This window comes from Salinibacter sp., from assembly GCF_042218895.1.
Classification (GTDB): Bacteria; Bacteroidota; Rhodothermia; order Rhodothermales; family Salinibacteraceae; genus Salinibacter.
The window spans coordinates 19,259-37,578 of the sequence record NZ_JBDGQQ010000013.1 but is presented as its reverse complement, the minus strand read 5'-3'; the positions used below and the strand labels follow the sequence as shown (position 1 = coordinate 37,578).

General features: G+C 62.8%; 16 protein-coding genes. 8 read left to right on the top strand and 8 right to left on the bottom strand.

What is annotated here, in order from left to right; all coding sequences use genetic code 11:
* The first annotated feature begins 388 nt into the window (after positions 1-388).
* The 6 genes from ABEL04_RS01660 (at position 389) to ABEL04_RS01635 (ending at position 7,674) form a co-directional block, all read left to right on the top strand.
* Positions 389-2,389: a peptidylprolyl isomerase gene (locus ABEL04_RS01660; protein ID WP_375800636.1), complete on the top strand. Its 2,001-nt coding sequence runs from the start codon at positions 389-391 to the stop codon at positions 2,387-2,389.
* 25 nt (positions 2,390-2,414) lie between these two features.
* Positions 2,415-3,308, top strand: coding sequence for a peptidylprolyl isomerase (locus tag ABEL04_RS01655; protein ID WP_375800635.1), 894 nt, complete (start codon positions 2,415-2,417; stop codon positions 3,306-3,308).
* A gap of 36 nt (positions 3,309-3,344) precedes the next feature.
* Entirely contained in the window at positions 3,345-4,739 is a 1,395-nt protein-coding gene (locus tag ABEL04_RS01650; protein ID WP_375800634.1) for a peptidylprolyl isomerase, read from the top strand.
* Positions 4,740-4,832: 93 nt separating this feature from the next.
* Positions 4,833-5,828 carry an AAA family ATPase gene (locus ABEL04_RS01645; RefSeq protein WP_375800633.1) on the top strand — a complete coding sequence of 332 codons (996 nt, stop codon included), beginning with the start codon at positions 4,833-4,835 and terminating at the stop codon, positions 5,826-5,828.
* 205 nt (positions 5,829-6,033) lie between these two features.
* Complete coding sequence (locus tag ABEL04_RS01640) at positions 6,034-6,801, top strand: ferredoxin--NADP reductase (RefSeq protein ID WP_375800632.1); 768 nt, start codon at positions 6,034-6,036, stop codon at positions 6,799-6,801.
* A 309-nt stretch (positions 6,802-7,110) separates the two neighbouring features.
* Positions 7,111-7,674 (top strand): FxsA family protein, encoded by a 564-nt coding sequence (locus ABEL04_RS01635; RefSeq protein ID WP_375800631.1) that lies wholly within the window; start codon positions 7,111-7,113, stop codon positions 7,672-7,674.
* A gap of 3 nt (positions 7,675-7,677) precedes the next feature.
* Here the strand turns inward: ABEL04_RS01635 and ABEL04_RS01630 are convergent, their stop codons facing one another.
* Positions 7,678-8,478 (bottom strand): TerB family tellurite resistance protein, encoded by an 801-nt coding sequence (locus ABEL04_RS01630; RefSeq protein ID WP_375800630.1) that lies wholly within the window; start codon positions 8,476-8,478, stop codon positions 7,678-7,680.
* A gap of 476 nt (positions 8,479-8,954) precedes the next feature.
* Here ABEL04_RS01630 and ABEL04_RS01625 point away from each other — a divergent pair, with 476 nt between their 5' ends.
* Together ABEL04_RS01625 and ABEL04_RS01620 are read left to right on the top strand one after the other, a co-directional pair.
* Entirely contained in the window at positions 8,955-9,368 is a 414-nt protein-coding gene (locus tag ABEL04_RS01625) for a hypothetical protein (protein WP_375800629.1), read from the top strand.
* A 73-nt stretch (positions 9,369-9,441) separates the two neighbouring features.
* Positions 9,442-10,845, top strand: a complete 1,404-nt coding sequence (locus ABEL04_RS01620; RefSeq protein ID WP_375800628.1) for an aminopeptidase P family protein — start codon at positions 9,442-9,444, stop codon at positions 10,843-10,845.
* Between the two features lie 84 nt (positions 10,846-10,929).
* Here ABEL04_RS01620 and ABEL04_RS01615 read toward each other — a convergent pair whose 3' ends face one another.
* The 7 genes from ABEL04_RS01615 to obgE form a co-directional block, all read right to left on the bottom strand.
* A complete protein-coding gene (locus ABEL04_RS01615; RefSeq protein ID WP_375800627.1) occupies positions 10,930-11,421 on the bottom strand; it encodes a hypothetical protein in 492 nt (163 codons plus the stop codon).
* A 157-nt stretch (positions 11,422-11,578) separates the two neighbouring features.
* Complete coding sequence (locus ABEL04_RS01610; protein ID WP_375800626.1) at positions 11,579-12,079, bottom strand: HNH endonuclease; 501 nt, start codon at positions 12,077-12,079, stop codon at positions 11,579-11,581.
* Positions 12,080-12,403: 324 nt separating this feature from the next.
* Entirely contained in the window at positions 12,404-13,528 is a 1,125-nt protein-coding gene (locus ABEL04_RS01605; protein WP_375800625.1) for an RluA family pseudouridine synthase, read from the bottom strand.
* A 205-nt stretch (positions 13,529-13,733) separates the two neighbouring features.
* Positions 13,734-14,873 (bottom strand): aminotransferase class V-fold PLP-dependent enzyme, encoded by a 1,140-nt coding sequence (locus ABEL04_RS01600; protein WP_375800624.1) that lies wholly within the window; start codon positions 14,871-14,873, stop codon positions 13,734-13,736.
* Positions 14,874-14,930: 57 nt separating this feature from the next.
* The gene (locus tag ABEL04_RS01595) at positions 14,931-15,995 is read right to left on the bottom strand and encodes an endonuclease/exonuclease/phosphatase family protein (RefSeq protein ID WP_375800623.1); all 1,065 of its coding nucleotides are present in this window, start codon (positions 15,993-15,995) and stop codon (positions 14,931-14,933) included.
* 42 nt (positions 15,996-16,037) lie between these two features.
* Positions 16,038-17,201, bottom strand: a complete 1,164-nt coding sequence (gene dprA / locus ABEL04_RS01590) for a DNA-processing protein DprA (RefSeq protein WP_375800622.1) — start codon at positions 17,199-17,201, stop codon at positions 16,038-16,040.
* The gene (gene obgE, locus ABEL04_RS01585) at positions 17,198-18,220 is read right to left on the bottom strand and encodes a GTPase ObgE (protein ID WP_375800621.1); all 1,023 of its coding nucleotides are present in this window, start codon (positions 18,218-18,220) and stop codon (positions 17,198-17,200) included. The genes dprA and obgE overlap by 4 nt, the downstream gene beginning before the upstream one ends.
* Positions 18,221-18,320 lie beyond the last annotated feature (100 nt).

The window sequence follows — 18,320 nt, the reverse complement described above, 5'->3', positions numbered from 1 at the left end:
GGTGTGCGACGAGGCAGATTCCGAAATACAACGCGAAACGGGACCCGGGGAAGCTCAATCGCCGGACGGGAACGCGGAAGCGCCCTGGACGGCCCGCAGCCCGGCAGCTACAGGTTGTAGCCTCCCTCCCCACCCCAGTTCCTCAGAGAATCTGATTTTTCCGGCGGCTTCGCGAAGCTGGGGCCACAATTGGCAGGCCCGGCTCGTTACGAAGCCGTCCTATCCCTGTCCTGCGGGAGTCGTCTTACTCATGTCAAACCCTGGTGCAGTACTAGGTTGCGAGTTGCAATCCAGAATCTCGGTCCAGTAGTATGGGGTAGCCTGTAAGTCAATTCCAGGTCCTCAGCAGCGAGCGCGGCCGCTCCTTTCAAGAATTCTCGTCGTTTCCATGATGTCGTTTCGAACGCCTATTGGTCTCGTCCTGCTTGTCGGCGTGTGCGTCGCCTGTGGGGGAACTCAGAAGACCCAAGATTCGGGCCCCGACGCACGCTCGTCGTCGAGCACGGTGGTCGCCCGGTACGCCAACACTACGATCACGCAGGCCGAGTTGGATTCTGCGTATGCTGCGTCGGTAGGAGGACAGGCAAAGGCCCCCGATACCTCTCTCAGTGCGTACCGAACGTTCCTCGACCAGTACCTGAATTTCCGACTGAAAGTGCGCGCCGCCCGGGACGCCCGCCTGGACACGCTCTCGAGCGTTCAGAAGGACATCCGGAATTATCGCCAGAAGGTCGCTCGGCCTCGGCTCCTGCGGCAGGAGGTGTACGAACCTGTGGCCCGCACCCTGTACGAGCGTCGCAAGAAGGAGGTTGACGTGAGCCACATCCTGATTCGTCCGTCCTCCAAGCAGGACACCCTCGCGGCCCGCCGGACCCTCCAGAAGATCGCCGACTCCCTCGACCGGGGCGTTCCGTTTTCCAAGCTCGCCTACCGGAACTCCGACGCCCCATCGGCTCGGAAGAAGGGGCGCCGCGGATACCGGGGGCGTCTGGGCTACGTTCGGGCGGGCCAGCTCGTAGAGCCCTTCGAGAAGCGGATGTACGCCCTCGATCCCGGCCAAGTGAGCGACATCTTTCGCACGAAGTACGGCTATCACATCATCAAGGTGCACGACCGTCGCCCCGCCGAACCGCCAGTTCAGATCTCCCACATCCTCCGCCGAGCGAAGGGCGATTCTGCTGCTGCTCACCAGTTCCTCGACTCGCTCCGCACAGCGATTTTGACCGGTAGCACGACGTTCTCCCAGGCAGCCAAAGCGCATTCCGAGGATCCCCGCTCTGCTCGGAAGGGAGGCAATCTCGGCGCGGTGAATCCTCGGGCGCTCCCGGAGAGCTTCCGGCAGGCTGTGGCCTCCCTCGACACTGCGGGCGCTATCTCGGGGGTCGTGGAAACCCGTCTCGGCCTCCATCTGATTAAGCTCACCGGCCGGGATGAGCGCCAGTCGTTCGAGAAGACGTATGACGAGCTGAAGAAGCAGATTTCCGGGCGGCCTCGCGTGGAGCGGCGCAAGACAGCCCTGGCCCACGAGATTCGGGACAAGCACGGCGTGACGGTGGACACGACCCGCATCCTGGACGTCTCAGGCATCGCGTCCGTCGACTCACTTGCCCGCCCACTTCTGGCCCTTCGCGATCAGGCATCCCGGTCGCTCCCCGCCGTCTCCACGCTCGGAGACTCCACCTACACGCTGGGTCAGATGGCTCGTCATCTGACCCAGATGGACGGAGGCGCTCAGACGACCGTGGGCGGGCTCATCGAGGCATTCCTGAACGAAAAGGCCCTCCAGTACGCCGCCACTCGCTTCGCCCAGCGGGACTCGTCGCTCGCTGCGCAGATGCGAGAATACCGGGAGGGCGTGCTCCTTTTCCGGTACATGCAAGACTCGGTCTGGACGGCGGCCACACAGGACACGGCGGGGCTGCGGGCAACCTATCAGGAGAACAAAGACCAGTACCGCTTCCCTGAGCGAGTCCGAACAATCGTGCTACGGGCCCCGACCGACTCCCTGCTGCAGCCTCATAAGGAGGCGTACCAAGAGTCGCACGCTCTCGCCTCCACCGTGCGGAGGGCTTCCTCGGACTCGCTGGTCTCGGTCGACACCGCGCTCGTCACCGACCAGTCGCCCGAGGTGTACCGGCCGGTCCGCTCACTTCGCGATGGGGAGATGACGGGACCCGTCTCGAAGAAGAACGAGTCGCTCCTCATGATCCGGGACACGCGGCTTTCTCCCCGGCAGAAGACATACGAAGAGGCTCGGAGTAGCGTCATTCAAGACTATCAGAAGGTCTACGAGGACCGAGTCCTCCGACGCCTCCGAGAGCGCTACAATGCGAAGACCTTCCCGGAACGTCTTCGTCCCCCGTTCGACGGCTCGACCACCGCGCCGTAGCTCCTACGCAGGCCTTCCTCCCCCCATGCTGGTCCCCCTCCTTCAAGACCCCTCCCGAGGACTGCGGGCCATCCTGATCCTGCTATGCCTCGCGATGGTCCTTGTCGGCTGTCGGTCGAAGCAGCCCCCCTCCTCTTACGTGGCCCGCGTGGGGTCTCACTACCTTACGCAGGATGAACTGAGCCGCATGCTCGACGACATAGGACCGATCCCCGACTCGGCAGAGGCGCGGCAGCAAGCCATCGACCAGTGGGTTACGAACACACTGCTCTATCGCGAGGCTCTGCGCCGCGACCTCGCCTCCGTCGAGGAAATCAAGCAAAAGCTGAAGCGGCAGCGGCGCTCACTTCTCATCACGGCGATAACGAACCGTATCAAGGAGAAGGCAACCCCTTCGCTCTCTCGGGAAGACGTGCGCACATATTTCGAGCAGCACAAAGACCAGATGCGGCTCCGCGAGCCGTACGTGAACGTCCGGTACCTAGCTACCTCTAGTAGCGCAGCGGCCGAGACCGTCCGCCAGAAGCTACGCAGCAACACAGCCCGCCCCGATTCTCTCTGGACCCGTCTTGTGCGCACGTACGCCGCCGACTCGTCCCGAGCGGTTCAGATCTCCCGGGGATTTCAGCCGGAGCGGCGGCTGACCCAACAGCTCCCGTATTCCCAGAACGCCCTGTCGGCGCTCGACGAGGGAGAGATGGCAGCGATCGTTCAGAAAGATCAGCGATACCACGTCCTGCAACTCGTTCGTCGCTTTTCCGAGGGGGCAGAGCCCAAACTAAGCTGGTTCGCAGACCGAATCCGGCAGCGTCTCCGAATTCGCGCTCGGAAACAGATGTACACACGCGAGGTTCAACGCCTCCGTAGTGAGGCTCGAGCCGACGGCGTCCTAGAGCTTCCTCGATCTCAGTCCCGCTGAGATCCACTCGCCTCTGATTGAACCTTTCCGTCCTGCATGCACCGCATTCCTGCCTTCTCCAGCCGCGTCTCTTCTGCCATCGGCGGTCTCGTTCTCGGGGCCCTGATTCTGGCAACGGGCCTCTCCCCCACTCTCGTTCACGCTCAACAGGACCGGCAGATGGTAGACCGGATCGTGGCCGTGGTGGGCGACAACATCGTCCTGAAATCCGAAGTGGACCAGCTCGTCCGTCGACAGACCCAGCGCCAGGGGGTCTCGTTCTCATCTGATCTCTGGATGAAGAGCCTCCAACAGTTGGTCGACCGGAACCTGCTCGCCGAAAAGGCACGTCGGGACACGACGCTTACGATCTCGGATCAGCAGGTGACAAACGCGCTCAACCGCCGACTCAAACAACTGAAGCGTCGGGCCGGGGGGGAAAAGAAGCTAGAGAAAATCTATGGGAAGAGCATTCTTGAGATCAAAAAGAGTTTCCGGGATGACCTCCGGGATCAGCTCCTAGCGACTAGGCTGCGGGAACGCCGGAAGCGCAAGATCGAGATTACGCCCAGCGAGGTCAAGCAATGGTTCGATGAGATCCCGAAAGACTCGCTGCCGCGCGTGCCCAAGACCGTTCGGCTCTCCCACATCGTGCGGTATCCGAAGCCCACAGAGGAGGCGCGGGAAGAGGCGAAGTCGCTCATTTCCGCAATTCGCGACTCGATTGTCAGCGACAAGGCCTCGTTTGCGTCCATGGCCCGGAAATATTCGGACGATTCGGGAACCGCACAGTCGGGGGGAAGGCTCACCGGCGTGAGCGTAAATGACCTGGTTCCCGAGTTTGCCGCGGTCGTAACCCAGACCCCGGTCGGGGAAGTCTCGCAGGTCTTCTACAACGACAGCCAGAACGGGTACCATATCCTCCGCGTCAACTCAAAGAGCGGAAACACCCTCGATCTCAACCATATCCTCATCAAAACGCCTCCCAGCGAAGAGCGTGCCATTGAGTACCTGAGTGCTGTTCGGGATACCCTGCTCAGCAACGAGGACGTTTCCTTTGCGCTAATGGCGCGGCGCCATTCCGAGGAGGAGCGCACAGCGTCGAACGGAGGCCAAGTCACAGACCCGAAGACTGGCACGCCCGATCTCGTGCTCAAACAACTCGGGCCCTCCTGGAAAAGAACCATCCGGAAGCTAGAGCCCAGCGAGATTAGCAAACCGGCGGAGGTCAAGCTGCTGAATGGCAAACAGGCGTACCACATCGTGCGGCTTGAGCGCCGGATTGCAGCCCACCGGGTAAACCTGGAGACCGACTACATGCGCATCCGCAAATTCGCCCTCCGCGACAAGCGGAACCGGAAGATGCGGGAGTGGCTCGATCGGCTTCGGAACGAGATCTACGTGGACATCCGCGTCTCCAAGAGCGACCTGGCGGCGATGCGTCTCCGTTAGCGTCCCCGTTCGCTGTCTTTGTTCTCCCTTAGCGCTAGACCGACGGCCTGGAGGGGGGTTGTCCTTCGTTTTTGCCAACCATGCACCGCCGCTATGTCTTCTCCTACGTCTGAGACTCAGGATCCGGAAACGCTCGATGAGCTGAACGATGCGTACAACCGCCTTCGAGAGGAGATCGGCAAGGTCATCGTCGGCCAGGAAGACATCATCGAGATGGTGGTGGTGTGTCTCATGGCCCGCGGGCACGCCCTCCTAATTGGCGTTCCGGGCCTCGCCAAGACGCTTCTCGTGCGGACCCTGGCCGGAGCTCTGGACCTGGACTTTAGCCGCGTCCAGTTTACCCCCGACCTGATGCCGAGCGATATCACTGGCACGGAGATTATCCAGGAGACCATGGACGGGGGGCGGCACTTCGAGTTTGCAGCGGGACCCATTTTCGCCAACGTGATCCTTGCCGACGAAATCAACCGAACGCCTCCGAAGACCCAGGCCGCCCTGCTCGAGGCCATGCAGGAGCAGCACGTGACTGCGGGGGGGGAGACCCACACGCTCGACGATCCCTTCTTCGTCCTGGCGACCCAGAACCCCATCGAGCAGGAGGGGACCTACCCCTTGCCGGAAGCCCAGCTCGATCGTTTCATGCTGAACGTGTGGCTTGACTACCCGTCGTTCGACCAGGAGGTCGAAGTGGTCCGCACAACGACGGCCGGGCCACACGCAGAGGTTACCCCGGTGATGTCGGCTGAGGAGCTGGAGGAATACCAGGATTTCGTCCGGCAGATTCCAGTCGCCGACAACGTTATCGAGTACGCAGTTCAGCTTGTGTCCCGCACCCGCCCCGAGTCCGACTCGTCTCCTGAATTCGTCGAAGACTATCTGAGCTACGGCGCGGGCCCCCGGGCCTCCCAGTATCTCGTTCTCGGCGCCAAGACCCTTTCGGCCCTGGAGGGACGCATGACCCCCGTCGAGGAAGACATTCGCCGCATGGCGGTTTCCGTCCTCCGCCATCGGATTGTCACCAGCTTCAATGCGGAGGCGGACGATGTGTCCTCGGTCGACATCATCGAGCGTTTGCTCGACGGGGAGTAGTCTTTCCCTCATGGGAGCAGGATCCGTGTTAGAGTGGGAAATCGTCGCTAGTCCGTCAAAACCCGCGCCGTGCCGGTCGGTACGAAAATCTCCTATTTGGATCCGAAAAGACACGGCCGTAGGCGCTCACTGAGCCCCCTTGCCGGGAGGGATCCAGACCGGACGGGAATCGCCACACCCTTTTCACGAAGCTGCTGCGCGCCTGATGGATGCGTCTCAGTACAGCCGGCTCACGCTGATGGAGCGGGTTGATTTCTCGGATGAGCTGGCCGTCTTCCGGCTTGAGGCCGACGAACCCGTGGACTTCACACCTGGTCAGTACGCCACCCTTGGTCTGCGAGTGGACGGAAACGACCGTCCCCTTCTGCGCCCGTATTCTGTGGCCTCCGCCCCCGGCTCCACGGAGCTCGAATTTTTCATTGAACGCGTCGAGGAGGGGTCGCTGACGCCTAAGCTGTGGGACCTCGAGCGCGGAGCAGATGTCTGGATGCGCGACAAGATCGTGGGGCGGTTCGTGCTCGACGCGAGTCGCACCTGTCATTTGATGATGGCCACCGTTACCGGCGTTGGTCCGTACATCAGTATCATCCGAGACCAGCTCCGGGCCCTTCGCCGCGGAGCGCTCGAGACCCCCCGCCCTATGCTCGTTCTTCACGGAGCCAGCCGCTCCTGGGAACTGGGCACGTATCTCGACGAGCTAGATGCCCTTGCCGAGCAGTTCGACTGGCTCGACTACGTGCCGACCGTGAGCCGCCCATGGGAAGATCCCGAATGGGAAGGGGAGTGCGGCCGAGTGGAGGACGTTCTGCGGAAGTACCTGGACGCTGCCTCATTCGCGCCGGACGAGACTGCTGCCTACACCTGTGGGCATCCCCAGATGATCGAGAAAGCGCAGGGCATTCTTGAGCGGGCGGGATTTTCCGAGGACACAATCCACGAGGAGAAGTATTTCGTGGAGCGGAACGGAGCGTAAGCCTGGATCGAAGTCCGCGGCCGAGGCCCTGCCTTGCGCGGTAGGCCCTGTTCGGAGCCTACAAGACCGATGCCCGGCGGGGGATTGAGCGCGTCTTGGGCCTCCCTTCTACGGATTCGCCCAACACGGGCAAGGGGGGCCCGTGCCCCTGCAATTTTACGTCTCAACGATCTTTGCGGCCCCCGAGTTGGACGCGTTCTACGCATTGGAACTGGAGGACACTCGGCGTATTTGCTTTCACTCAGCCGTGCGTGACAGTCGACGCCCCCTCTTCCACTCCATGGGCCATTTGACTTTCGGGACCATTCTATGCTGGGTCGCCTTCTTCTTCTGTTCCTGCTTACGCCCGTGATCGAACTGGGGCTCCTCATCCAGGTAGACCGCCTCATCGGCTTCTTGCCCACGATAGGGCTCATCTTTGCCACCGGGATTGCGGGCAGCTACCTGGCCCGTCGAGAGGGGATCTCTGCGTGGCGTCGTCTCAACGAACGGCTCCGTGCGGGCGACCTGCCCGGAGCGGAACTCGTGGATGGGGTCATCATCCTCGTGGCTGGCGCCCTGCTCATCACCCCCGGCGTCCTGACCGACGTTCTCGGCTTCCTGGGCCTCATTCCTCCCACACGGGCCTTCCTCCGACGCATCCTGATCAGACGGCTCCAGCGCCGGATCGAGCAGGGGTCGATGCAGATTCAGTTTGGTGTCTTTGGCGGCCCGTCCCCCAGTCCTGGTTCCCCTCCGGACAATCCTCCTTCCGAGGCGGGGGGGACTAGCGACTCGGAACCGGACGCCCGCTGGAAGGGTCGCAGAGAGGAGGTTCCCCACTACACCGACGATGACGACTCATCGTCCGACGACAACGCTCCATCATCGTAGTCCTCATCCCTGACCGTTCAAGCGCACGTTCACCTCCCATGCCTGGGCCAGGGAGAGGAGGAGCTGGCGCTCATTGCGGGTCAGCGGGCCGTCTGCACTCATGATGGTGTGGAGATCGTCGAGAATCGTGAGCCGCTGTACACTCGGGAGGGCCTCCTTCAAAGCCTCCACGGAGTCGTGGATGAGTGATTCGTCCGGCTGGTCGGCATACACCTGCAGTGCCCGCCGCAGAACGGCCCGCACCTCCTCGTAGGAGAGGTCGGGCTGCCACTCCTGGAGCCGGTCCAGCATCGCGTCAATCTTGTCCGAGGCGAGGGCCTCGTCGGCGCTGTGGGCGGCAAGCACGTAGAGGAACGCGAGTTCGTGGATTAGCCCCCAGTCCTCCCCCCGTCGCTGGACCACAGCGGAAGTGTCCGCGACGAGCTCTTCGCCGAGCTGCTTCAACGACCAGGCGTCCGCTAGGGTGTGGATGAGCCCCTGCTCTCGCTCGAGCAACACCCCATCGGCCTCGGCGATGCGGATCACGTGTCGCAGCGTCTCCCGGCGCTCCTGAGGACTGAGCTCCGAGTCCAGCTCCCGGATGGCCCGGCGAACCTCGGTCTGTGCATCCCCTTCGAGGAAGACGGTAGCAGCCTCCATGATGACTTCCCGAACAGAGGGGGCCTCCATCGGCTCCCACTCCCGAAGGGCCTCCTCAAGCGCTTCGAGCTCTTCGTCGCTGAGGACGTGGTCGGTCCCGTACGCCAGTGCGATATAGACAATCGCGAGTTTATGGGGGGTCGTCCAATCCTCGGAGGATCTCATAGCCGGATGGGAGTCAGCCAGTGTTTGAAGAGCGCAGTGTTCGGGAAAGTGCGCAGCGCTGCAATGATACGGAACGAAGGACCCGAAACGCAACGAGTATTCTGAAGGCCGATCAAGTTTCCACGAAGGAGCCGGAAATATCAGGGACGATCAGCGTGTGCTTTCTGTAGTCCGTAAACCTGTCTGTTGGAGCGAACGTTCATGCGACCAGCTTTCCCATCGCTACCAACGTGCCGTGCCATTCGGAAGTGAGGCCTCGGGCGGGAAGCTCGGACTGAGAGGTCTCCTCTCGGCACCTCCACTGATCGTGAGAGGCCATCGGGACGTGTCAAAATTTGAAACTTCTCTACCGTCCACGCAGGATCCTCCTGAATGCGTTCTGTAAGATAGGTTGCCTCTTGTAATCCCCAGGCACAGTGTCCATGTTCGGAGGCGCGAGGAGCACAACCGTAGTCACGCCGACTTCCAACGTCCCCATGCAGGAAGACACGATTCAGTCTCAACTGATCAATCGCCTCAGTGCCCACGGGGCCACGGGGATTCGGACCTCCCTCTCCGGCGTCATTGATCTGGACGCATTGGAGGAGCGGCGGTACGAGGCCGTTCTGGAGGCCATCGACGACCGCCTCTCCCAGGCACGCTACTCCCTAATTTCGATGCTCGTGTCTGGCATCTACTTCGGGCTCCTAGTCGGGTTCTGGCTGGTTGAGTTTTCCTCTTGGACCAGCATCGTCCAGTGGGGTCTCCCGGCCGGTATTGTAACCATATACGGAGCTTACTCTTCCCACCAGACAATCCTTCAGATTCGCCAGCTTTCCGAGGCGCGAGGGCTTCTCGATCTTCTCGTGAACAAACATTCTTCTGCGGAGGCCTCGGATGGCGGCGCATGATCGCTCCCCCCGTGAACACCACCGTGCCCGTGCACGCTGCGCACCCCTGATTCTTTGAAGCAGGACTTCTCCGATGTTCGAAACCGCTACGTACCGTTCGCGACGACAGCACCTCGTGGAGGAGGGCCCCAACTCGGGTCTCGTCCTCCTTCTGGGAAATAAGCGTTGCCCCAGAAACTACGAGAGCAACCCGTACCCCTTTCACCAGGATAGCACATTTTTGTACTACTTTGGTCTTGACCGGCCGAACCTGTGCGGGATTACTGATCTCGATGAAGGAACTTCGACGCTCTACGGAGAGGAAACGGACCTGGAAGAGGTGATTTGGACGGGTGAACAGACGTCTCTCCCCGAAGCGGCGGAGGCCGCGGGGATCTCTTCAACCGCCCCTCTTTCCGATCTCGAAGACCGTCTCGCGGCGGCAACTCGGAATGGACGCCCGGTTCACTTCCTCCCGCCCTACCGCGACGAGCATCGGCGGCGCTTCGAGCACCTCTTAGGGCTCCGGAACGATCGCCTGGACGCTCGGGCGTCGGAGCCCCTCATCCGGACCGTGGTGCGCCAGCGATCCAGGAAGACGGAGGCGGAGGTCTCCCAGATCGAAGACGCTCTCGAAACTACAGCCCGCCTCCACAAGCATGCGATGCGTCACGCTACGCCCGGCACCGTGGAGCGGGAGATCGTGGGGGCTCTCCGGGGTACGGTCGTGTCGAAGGATGTCTCGCTCTCCTTCCCGCCGACCTGTTCGGTCCAGGGGGAGGTCCTGCACAACCATTCCTACTCGAACACGCTTCAGAGCGGCGACCTTCTGCTCCTCGACGCAGGGGCCACCTCCCCGAGGCACTACGCGAGCGATGTCACCCGCGTGACGCCTGTCGGGGGGACCTTCTCCGACCGACAGCACGCCATCTACGAAGCGGTTCGGGCGGCGCAGATGGCCGGAATCGAGGCCCTTGAGCCCGGCGTTGCTTTCCGGGAGGTGCACCTGCGCGCTGCACAGGAACTCGCCAACCAACTGATTGACATTGGACTCATGCAGGGAGACGCTGAGGAGGCGGTGGCGGCCGGGGCCCACGCTCTCTTCTTTCCGCACGGCCTCGGGCACATGCTTGGCCTCGATGCGCACGACATGGAGAACCTGGGTGAGGAATACGTGGGCTACGGAAAGGACCAGACGCGCGACAGCCAGTTTGGACTTCACACCTTGCGCCTCGCTCGCCCCCTCCACCCCGGATTCGTCGTGACGGTGGAACCCGGCTGCTACTTTATCCCCTCGCTCGTGGATCGCTGGCGGGAGCAGAACCGCCACGAGCAGTTCATCAACTACGACTCGGTCGAGTACTTTCTGGACTTCGGCGGCATCCGAATCGAGGATGACGTCCTCATCACCCAGAATGGGGCGCGTGTGCTCGGACCAGAAATCCCAAAGACCCCAGGAGAGGTGGAGTCCTACGCCGGCGCCGTGACGGGGCGATAATTCGCTCTTTCCAGTGAGGAGAGCCGTCGTCCTGCGGGGTTTGACCCGGGAGCTCCCCGTCGAGCGAGCGGTAGCGCCCAACGGTCACCGGAGAACCTGTCGGGCCGGGTGCTCCGGATCGGGCCCGGACACGCCCCGCTTGGCCGGATCGCCCTCGCGACGAAGGCTTCGGTTCCAAAACCAGACGCCAAGCCCGAAGAGTAGCGCCGCCCCAAGACTCATGAGCGCGTTGATGCCTGCAATCCGGATTTGCGTGTCCACGACCGGCGTAGACTTAATGGGCTCCGTCACTACAACGGGCCGATTCGCCCCCGGAGCCACCCGCACCGTCAGGGTCTCCCTCCCCTTCAGGGCGGGCACAATGCCGTGGGGAAGCGACAGCCGCTCTCGTGTCATCACGGAGCCGTCGGGCATCGGGACACGGATGCTTACGTAGTCGTAGGTCACCTGCGTCCGGTTCGAGGCGTGCACGGTCTGCACCTCCGCCGTGGCCTCGGTCCCTTGAGTCTTCGTGGCTTGCAGATCGTAGGTCACCTTGCCCTGGTGGATGGCAAGTCCCAGAAAGAGGACGGGCAAAATCCAAGCGAGTCGTGCGATAGTCTGAGCCATGAGCCTCTGCGCCAGGAAGAGGGTTTCAGTTCAAAGAGATCCTACGGCCGCGCTCGGCCACGGATCGGTGCATACCGGAGATTATGGATGAAAAGTTCGGCGGGGGGCAGTGCTGCGTCGGGGGTCAGGACAGGAAGAGATACGGCTTCCAAGTGTCGTGGACCTCACCCGCAAAGTCGCGCAGAAACATGACATAGCTGGGCCGGAAGGGCTGGCGTGTCAATTCCATCCCCGCCTCCTCCGGCGTTTGGTCCCCCTTCCGATTGTTGCAGGTAACGCACGCCGCCACAAGATTCTCCCAAGTGTCCCGTCCCCCGCGCGACTTCGGCACAACGTGGTCGATTGTCAGGTTGCCCTGGGTCCCACAGTACTGGCAGGTGTTCTGATCCCGCTTCAGCACATTCTTGCGGGACAGCATGACGCGCTTGTACGGGACGTTCGCGTACTCCTTGAGCCGCACGATGCTCGGCCAGGGCAACTTCGTGCTGGGGGAGCGCACGTACCGCTCATCCGCCGCCTCCACGAGGTGCACCTTCTGGAGATGGATGAGGATGACGGCTCGCTCGACGCTGCACACCGTAAGTGCACTGTAATCCTGATTCAGGACGAGGACATGCCCGTTCATAGCGCATATCCCTCCCACACGACGGCACTCCCCAGTCCACGAAGCAATGCTTCGGAGTCGAGGTTGCAGTTCAGCACGGTATGCTCAAAGACAGTGCGGAAGAGAGTCCCTCCGCCGGTTCCCCGGCACTTGTGGCACATGGGTGCGGATGCAAATATCAGGGTCTTTATTGGGGCGGCACCCCTTTGTTTCTACATCCCAGTCTCCTGAAACGAGGGGAATTTGTAACGTCCCTCCTCCCCGACAATGCCGCCGGGACGCCCCGTCACCCCTCTAAAACTTACGCGAAGGAACACGGCATGGCGGAGTCAAGGCGGTTTCTCCTCATTGGTCGGCGCGTCCTTCTTCTGCGCGCAGGCGACGAATCACGTGTTTCCACACCGCTGGCGGGTCGGCCTCGAACTGGAGGGCCTCGCCGGTGGTCGGGTGGGTAAACCCGAGTCGGGACGCGTGCAGGGCCGGATGCGGAAGCGCCTCGAACACTTGCCCGAAGAACGACCGCCGCGACTCGGATTGCGGGCCGTACCGAACCGTCTGCCCCCCATATTTCGGGTCGCCGAGGAGGGGGCGTTCCCGATTGCTGGTGTGGACGCGAATCTGGTGGGTCCGTCCGGTCTCCAGTTGGAAAACCACGACGGAGGTGTAAGCGAGACGCTCGACAGTCTCATAGTGCGTGACCGCCCACTTGCCGTCGTCCCTGGGGACCACAGCCATGCGCTGGCGATTCCTCGGATCGCGGCCGATGGCCCCCCTGATGGTGCCACTCGGCGGATCGAGATGGCCCCATACGATTGCGCGGTACTGGCGGTCGACCGTGTGCTCTTTGAACTGCTCGGCGAGCGGATGATGGGCGCGGTCCCGCTTGGCCACCACCAGCAGGCCAGAGGTACCCTTGTCGAGCCGATGCACGATGCCAGGCCGCACGATGGGGTGGTCGGGCGCCTCGGGCAGGGCGTTCGTCATAGAGAGCCCTACCTCTTCGTCATCCGCAGTGGCCGGGTCGTCGTCTGCGGCCACCGTCGTCCCATCCACATGATGCAGGAGAGCATGGACGAGCGTGCCCGAGCGGTGGCCCGGCGCCGGGTGCACCACCATACCCGCGGGCTTGTTCACAACGAGCAGGTCTTGGTCTTCGTAGCGAATATCGAGCGGAATCTCTTCCGGCTCCGCCTGCATCGGCGGCTTGCGGATGAGCCGAAACACGATCTCGTCGCCCGGCGCGACGGAGTAGGACTTCTGCACGTCTGCGCCGTTCACCTTGAGGTGCCCTTTCCCAATCGCACGCTGGATCTTGGTACGCGAGGCTTCCGGGTAGAAGCGCGTGAGATACTTGTCGATGCGGGGGCCCCCCGTTTCTGTCTCCGGCACCACAACTTCTACAACGTTGCCCTCACGGGTGACGTCGGCCCCATACGCGCCGGGGTCGAAGGCGTCGGGGATCTTCGGCATCGTCAGGGAGGGTCGATTTCAGCGTGTAGCGAGGCAGGCATCTGGAGGGGCCGGGATCCCGGCCCGGAGAGAAGCACAGAGAACCGGAGGCCGCCAGCGACAGAAGGGATCACCCTGATGGTCTGCACGCAAGCGCCAGGAGGCCAACCGAGCAACCCCTCGTGCGTCGCAGACGGCGTGCTTCAATCATAGTGCTCTGTGGGTATCAACGAGCAAAGCAGTCTACTGCTTCCAAGATTGCCTGGAGGTCGGACGTGTCGTTGTAGTAGGTCGGCGCAAAGCGGACCTTTCGGTTGCGCAGCGCGCCTGTGATATTGTGGCTTTGCAGATGCTCGGCGAACCTCTCCGGATCCTCGGGCTCGACCGTCACGATCCCGCTGGCGTGGGCCGGATCATCGGTGCCGTAGCGCGGCAGTCCACGGGTTTGCAACTCATCGGCCAGGGTCGTGGAGAGTTCAAGCACCCGCTCCTCACACCACGCCGGGCCGGCCTCCAGGTAGAGTCCGAGCGATGCATGCAGCGCCGCGACCCCTATGCTGTTGAAGGTGCCCGTTCGGAACTGGCGGGCGTCGTCGTGAAAGGTCAGTTCGTAGTCGTCGAGATGCGCCCAGTCGATCGGGCCGTGGAGCCAGCCGGTCGGCGGTTGGAGCTGCTCCTGGAGCTCTGTGCCGCAGTAGAGCAGCCCGATGCCCTGGGTCGCCATCAGCCATTTGTGTCCCCCACAGGCTAGAAAGTCAATGCCCGCCGCCTCAACGTCGAGTTGGAGCGCACCGAGCCCTTGAATGGCGTCGACGCAGAAGAGCACGTCGTGCGCTTCACACAATGCCCCGAGGGCCTCCAGGTCAGCGCGAAATCCTGAGAGAAAATGCACCCAGGATACGCTCAGCAGTCGGGTCTCGGGGCGGAGGGTGCGCTCGACGTCCTCCACGGTGTATGCCCCCTCTGCGGTCGGAACGAAATCCACGGCAACCCCCTGGTCCTTCAGGTTCAGGAACGGATAGACATTGGTCGGGAACGAGCCGTCCGGCACGGCGATGCGGTCCCCCTCCTGCCAGTCGAGCCCACGGGCCAGGATGTTGAGGGCCGAGGACGTGTTCGGCACGAGTTCAATCCGGTCTGCCCCCGTTCCCAGGACCCTTCCCGCTCGTTCCTTCGCCTCCACCATGGTGGTCTGGAACGACTCAAAGTTTTCGATGGGCGCTCCTGGCGTGGCGCCGTGGCGCTCGGCCACGTACGCGTCGATGGCCTCGCGGACGGGCTGGCTGGTCGGGGCCACGGCCGCGTGGTTGACGTACGTCTGGTGAGCAGTGTGCGGAAAGTGTTCACGCAGGGCGTCGACGGTCATACCGAAGTGCGGTGGAGAAAACGAAGGAAATGCGACCGGGGGTCTGGAGGGACAACGTCATTCTGTCGTTCGCTTCGCCTCCAGTTTATTGAGTTCATGTTTCGCCTGCTGTTCTTCCCACTCCTCGGCCTGGGGTTCCACGTGGTCGTCGGGCGCCCCGGGGTCGTACTGGAGCTCGATCAGGACCGGAAAGTGGTCCGATCCGATGTACGGGAGCACGCTGAGCTGAACGAGCTTGAAGTGCTCCGAGTGGAAGGCGTGGTCTAGCGGGTAGCGGAGGAGCGGGTACCGAGCATGGAAGGTGTTGTACACGCCTCGGCCGATGCGGGGGTCGAGAAGACCGCTTATCTTTTGAAGGAGTCGCGTCGTGTACGACCACGACACGTCGTTGAGGTCGCCCACGACGATGGTCGGGGCCGCTCGATCTCGGATTTCACGAGCCAAAAGGAGCAGTTCGGCGTCGCGCTCGGTTGTATCCGGATCGTGGGTGGGATGCGGCGGGCGCGGGTGCATGCCATGCAGGTACGTCCGTCGGCCCGACGGGAGCTCTACCTTCGCGTGGATGGAGGGGATGTCGTCCTCCACCATATACCGGATGTTGGTGTCGACCAGTGGCCGCCGGGAGAACAGCATCATGCCGTAGGAGTTCTCCTGCGGGCACTCTACGGTGTGCGGGTACGTATCCGCAAGCGGTCGTAGTTGCTCGGCCCACCACTCGTCCGTTTCCAGCACGAGGATGAGATCCGGCTCTGTGTCCTCGATGAGGGCGTGCAGCGAATCGGCGTCCCGGTTGTCGACTTCGACGTTGGCGACGAGTACGGACAACTGCTCGTCCTCGTCTTGGTCCTCGACCTGCTGGACCTGGATGGGGGCCAGTGGAGTGTACAGGAGAATCCGGTCGACTTGATAGATCAAACAGAGGCCCAGAAGGCCCATCAGGGCATATTCGATTGGGAAGGTGGTGCCCATCCACGCATAGGTTCCGAGCGTTGCCGTGATGCCGATCGTCATCTGGACGCGCGGAAAGTCGAAGAGGCGCACCATCCAGTAGTCGTAGCTCAGCAGGGGCAGTGCCGTACCCACGATAAAAAAGAGTGCGGCCCCCGGAAGGAGAATCGTCATGCGAACGCGTTGCTGTGACCGATCACACCGGCGAAGCGTCCCTCAGGCGCGGTAGAATTGCTTGCCCGCCATCTGATGGACGAGCCCCTTGAACTCCAGTTTGAGCAGAATTGGAAGGGCCGTGGAGGGGTCCAACCCTGTTTCCTCGCAGAGTGCGTCGATATGAACAGGGGTCTCCGTCAGGGCCTCGTAGAGCTTCTCTTCCTCGCCCGACAGCGCCTCGGTAGGGTCGGGCCCCTGCTCGGCCGACACGGTCTCTGCCTCCACCGTGTCGGGATCCTCCACCGTCACGTCCGGGAGCTCTTCCAGCAGATCCTCCACCTCCAGCACCAGCTTGGCGTGTCCCCGCTGGATGAGGCGGTTTGTGCCCCGGCTTGGGGCTTTCGTGACGGCGCCCGGCACGGCAAACACCTCCCGGTTCTGCTCCAGCGAGAGACGAGCCGTAATGAGCGCTCCGCCTTCGGAATACGATTCGACGACGAGTGTGCCGAGGGACAATCCGCTCAGGATGCGGTTCCGCTCCGGAAAATTCGATGCGTCCGGGTCGGCGTCGAGGCCATACTCGGACAGGACCGCGCCCTGCTCGGTGATGCGCTCGGCGAGGCCCGTGTGCTTCTGCGGATAGATGCGCCCCACGCCCGACCCGAGAACAGCGAGCGTGCGGCCCCCGGCGTCCAGCGCGCCCCGATGGGCAGCCGCATCGACGCCGTAGGCTAGGCCGCTCACGATCGTGAAGCCGCGGCGGGTAAGCTCAGCGGCAAAGTGGTGGGCCTGCGTGCGACCGTAGTCGGTGCAGCGGCGCGTGCCCACGATCGTAATCATGGGCCCCTCGGTCGGCCGGAGGGTCCCGCGCATCCACAGGAAGGCGGGGGGGTCGTAGATCTCGCGGAGGCGGTCGGGGAAGCGTTCGTCCCAGGGAGAGAGGAGGGTCGCGTCCAGTTTTTCGGCCCGTTCCATCTCCCGCTCCACCGCCGCCCGATCGTCGAAGGTGAGGATGGCCTCGGCGGTCTGCGGCCCGATGCCGTCGACCCGGGTAAGCGCCGAACGGGACGCCTGGAAGACGCTGCTCGGGGTGTCGAACGTCGCCAAGAGCGCCCGCATTCGCTGGGCCCCCACGCCCGAGACGAGCGAAAGCCCGATGAGGGCGCGCTTCTCGCGGGCGGGGTCCTCCTCCGACGACTCGTCGTCCTGCAGGGGAAGCCTCATGCCTCGATTGCCTCCGCGGACCGGGTGGATTCGACCGTCTCGTAGAGCGTGTACTTCAACTGATCGAGGCCGATGTCGGCCACCGCGCTGATCGGAAGTATAGGAACGTCGTCCGGAAACTCATCGGCCACCACGTCCGGAAGCAGGGTTCGTTCGTCGGGGGCCAGGACATCGACTTTCGACAGGGCGATGACCCGGGGCTTGTCGAGCAGATCGGCCTCGTAGGACTCCAGTTCGTGGATGAGCTGTTCGTATTCTTCTCCCAGGGCCGAAGACGTGATGGGAATGACGAAGAGTAAGACCGAGGTGCGTTCGATGTGCCGGAGGAACTGCAGTCCGAGCCCCTTGCCCGTGTGGGCCTCTTCAATGATGCCGGGGATGTCCGCCATCACGAAGGTCTCGAACTCGCTCACGTACACCATTCCAAGCTGGGGCGTGAGCGTCGTGAAGGGATAGTCGGCCGTCTCGGGCTCCGCGGCCGACACGGAGGAGACGAGGGTGCTTTTGCCCGCGTTTGGGAACCCGACCAGCCCGACATCGGCCATCAGCTTGAGCTCGAACGTGAGTTCGCGCTCCTCCCCCTCCTCCCCGGGCTCAGCGTGGCGGGGCGCCTGATTAGTGCTCGACTTGAAGAAGGCGTTGCCTCGCCCCCCCGCTCCGCCCTCGGCCACCGTGATTCGCTGCCCCGACTCGACAACTTCCCCGATTGTCTCGCCGGTGTGCCTGTCTTTCACCACGGTTCCTGGCGGCACCCGAATGGTGACGTCCTCCCCCGTGGCTCCCGTCTGCTCGCGGCGACCGCCCGGTTCCCCGTCCTCGGCGTAGACGTGCTTGCTATGGCTGAGGTCCATGAGGGTGTAGAGGTTCTCATCGGCCTCTACATAAACCGACCCTCCGTCGCCCCCGTCGCCCCCCGAGGGTCCTCCTTTCGGTACAAATTTTTCCTTGCGCCAGGCGACAATTCCTTTTCCCCCGTCGCCACTGCGTACCTTGAGGTCTGCTTCGTCGAGAAACTTCATGCGAGGACTGGGATCCTACGGACGGACCAGAAAGTTGCTGAAGGACACAAGATGTGAGCTTCCATACGGCCTGTACGGCCACAAGGTTTTCATGGGGGAT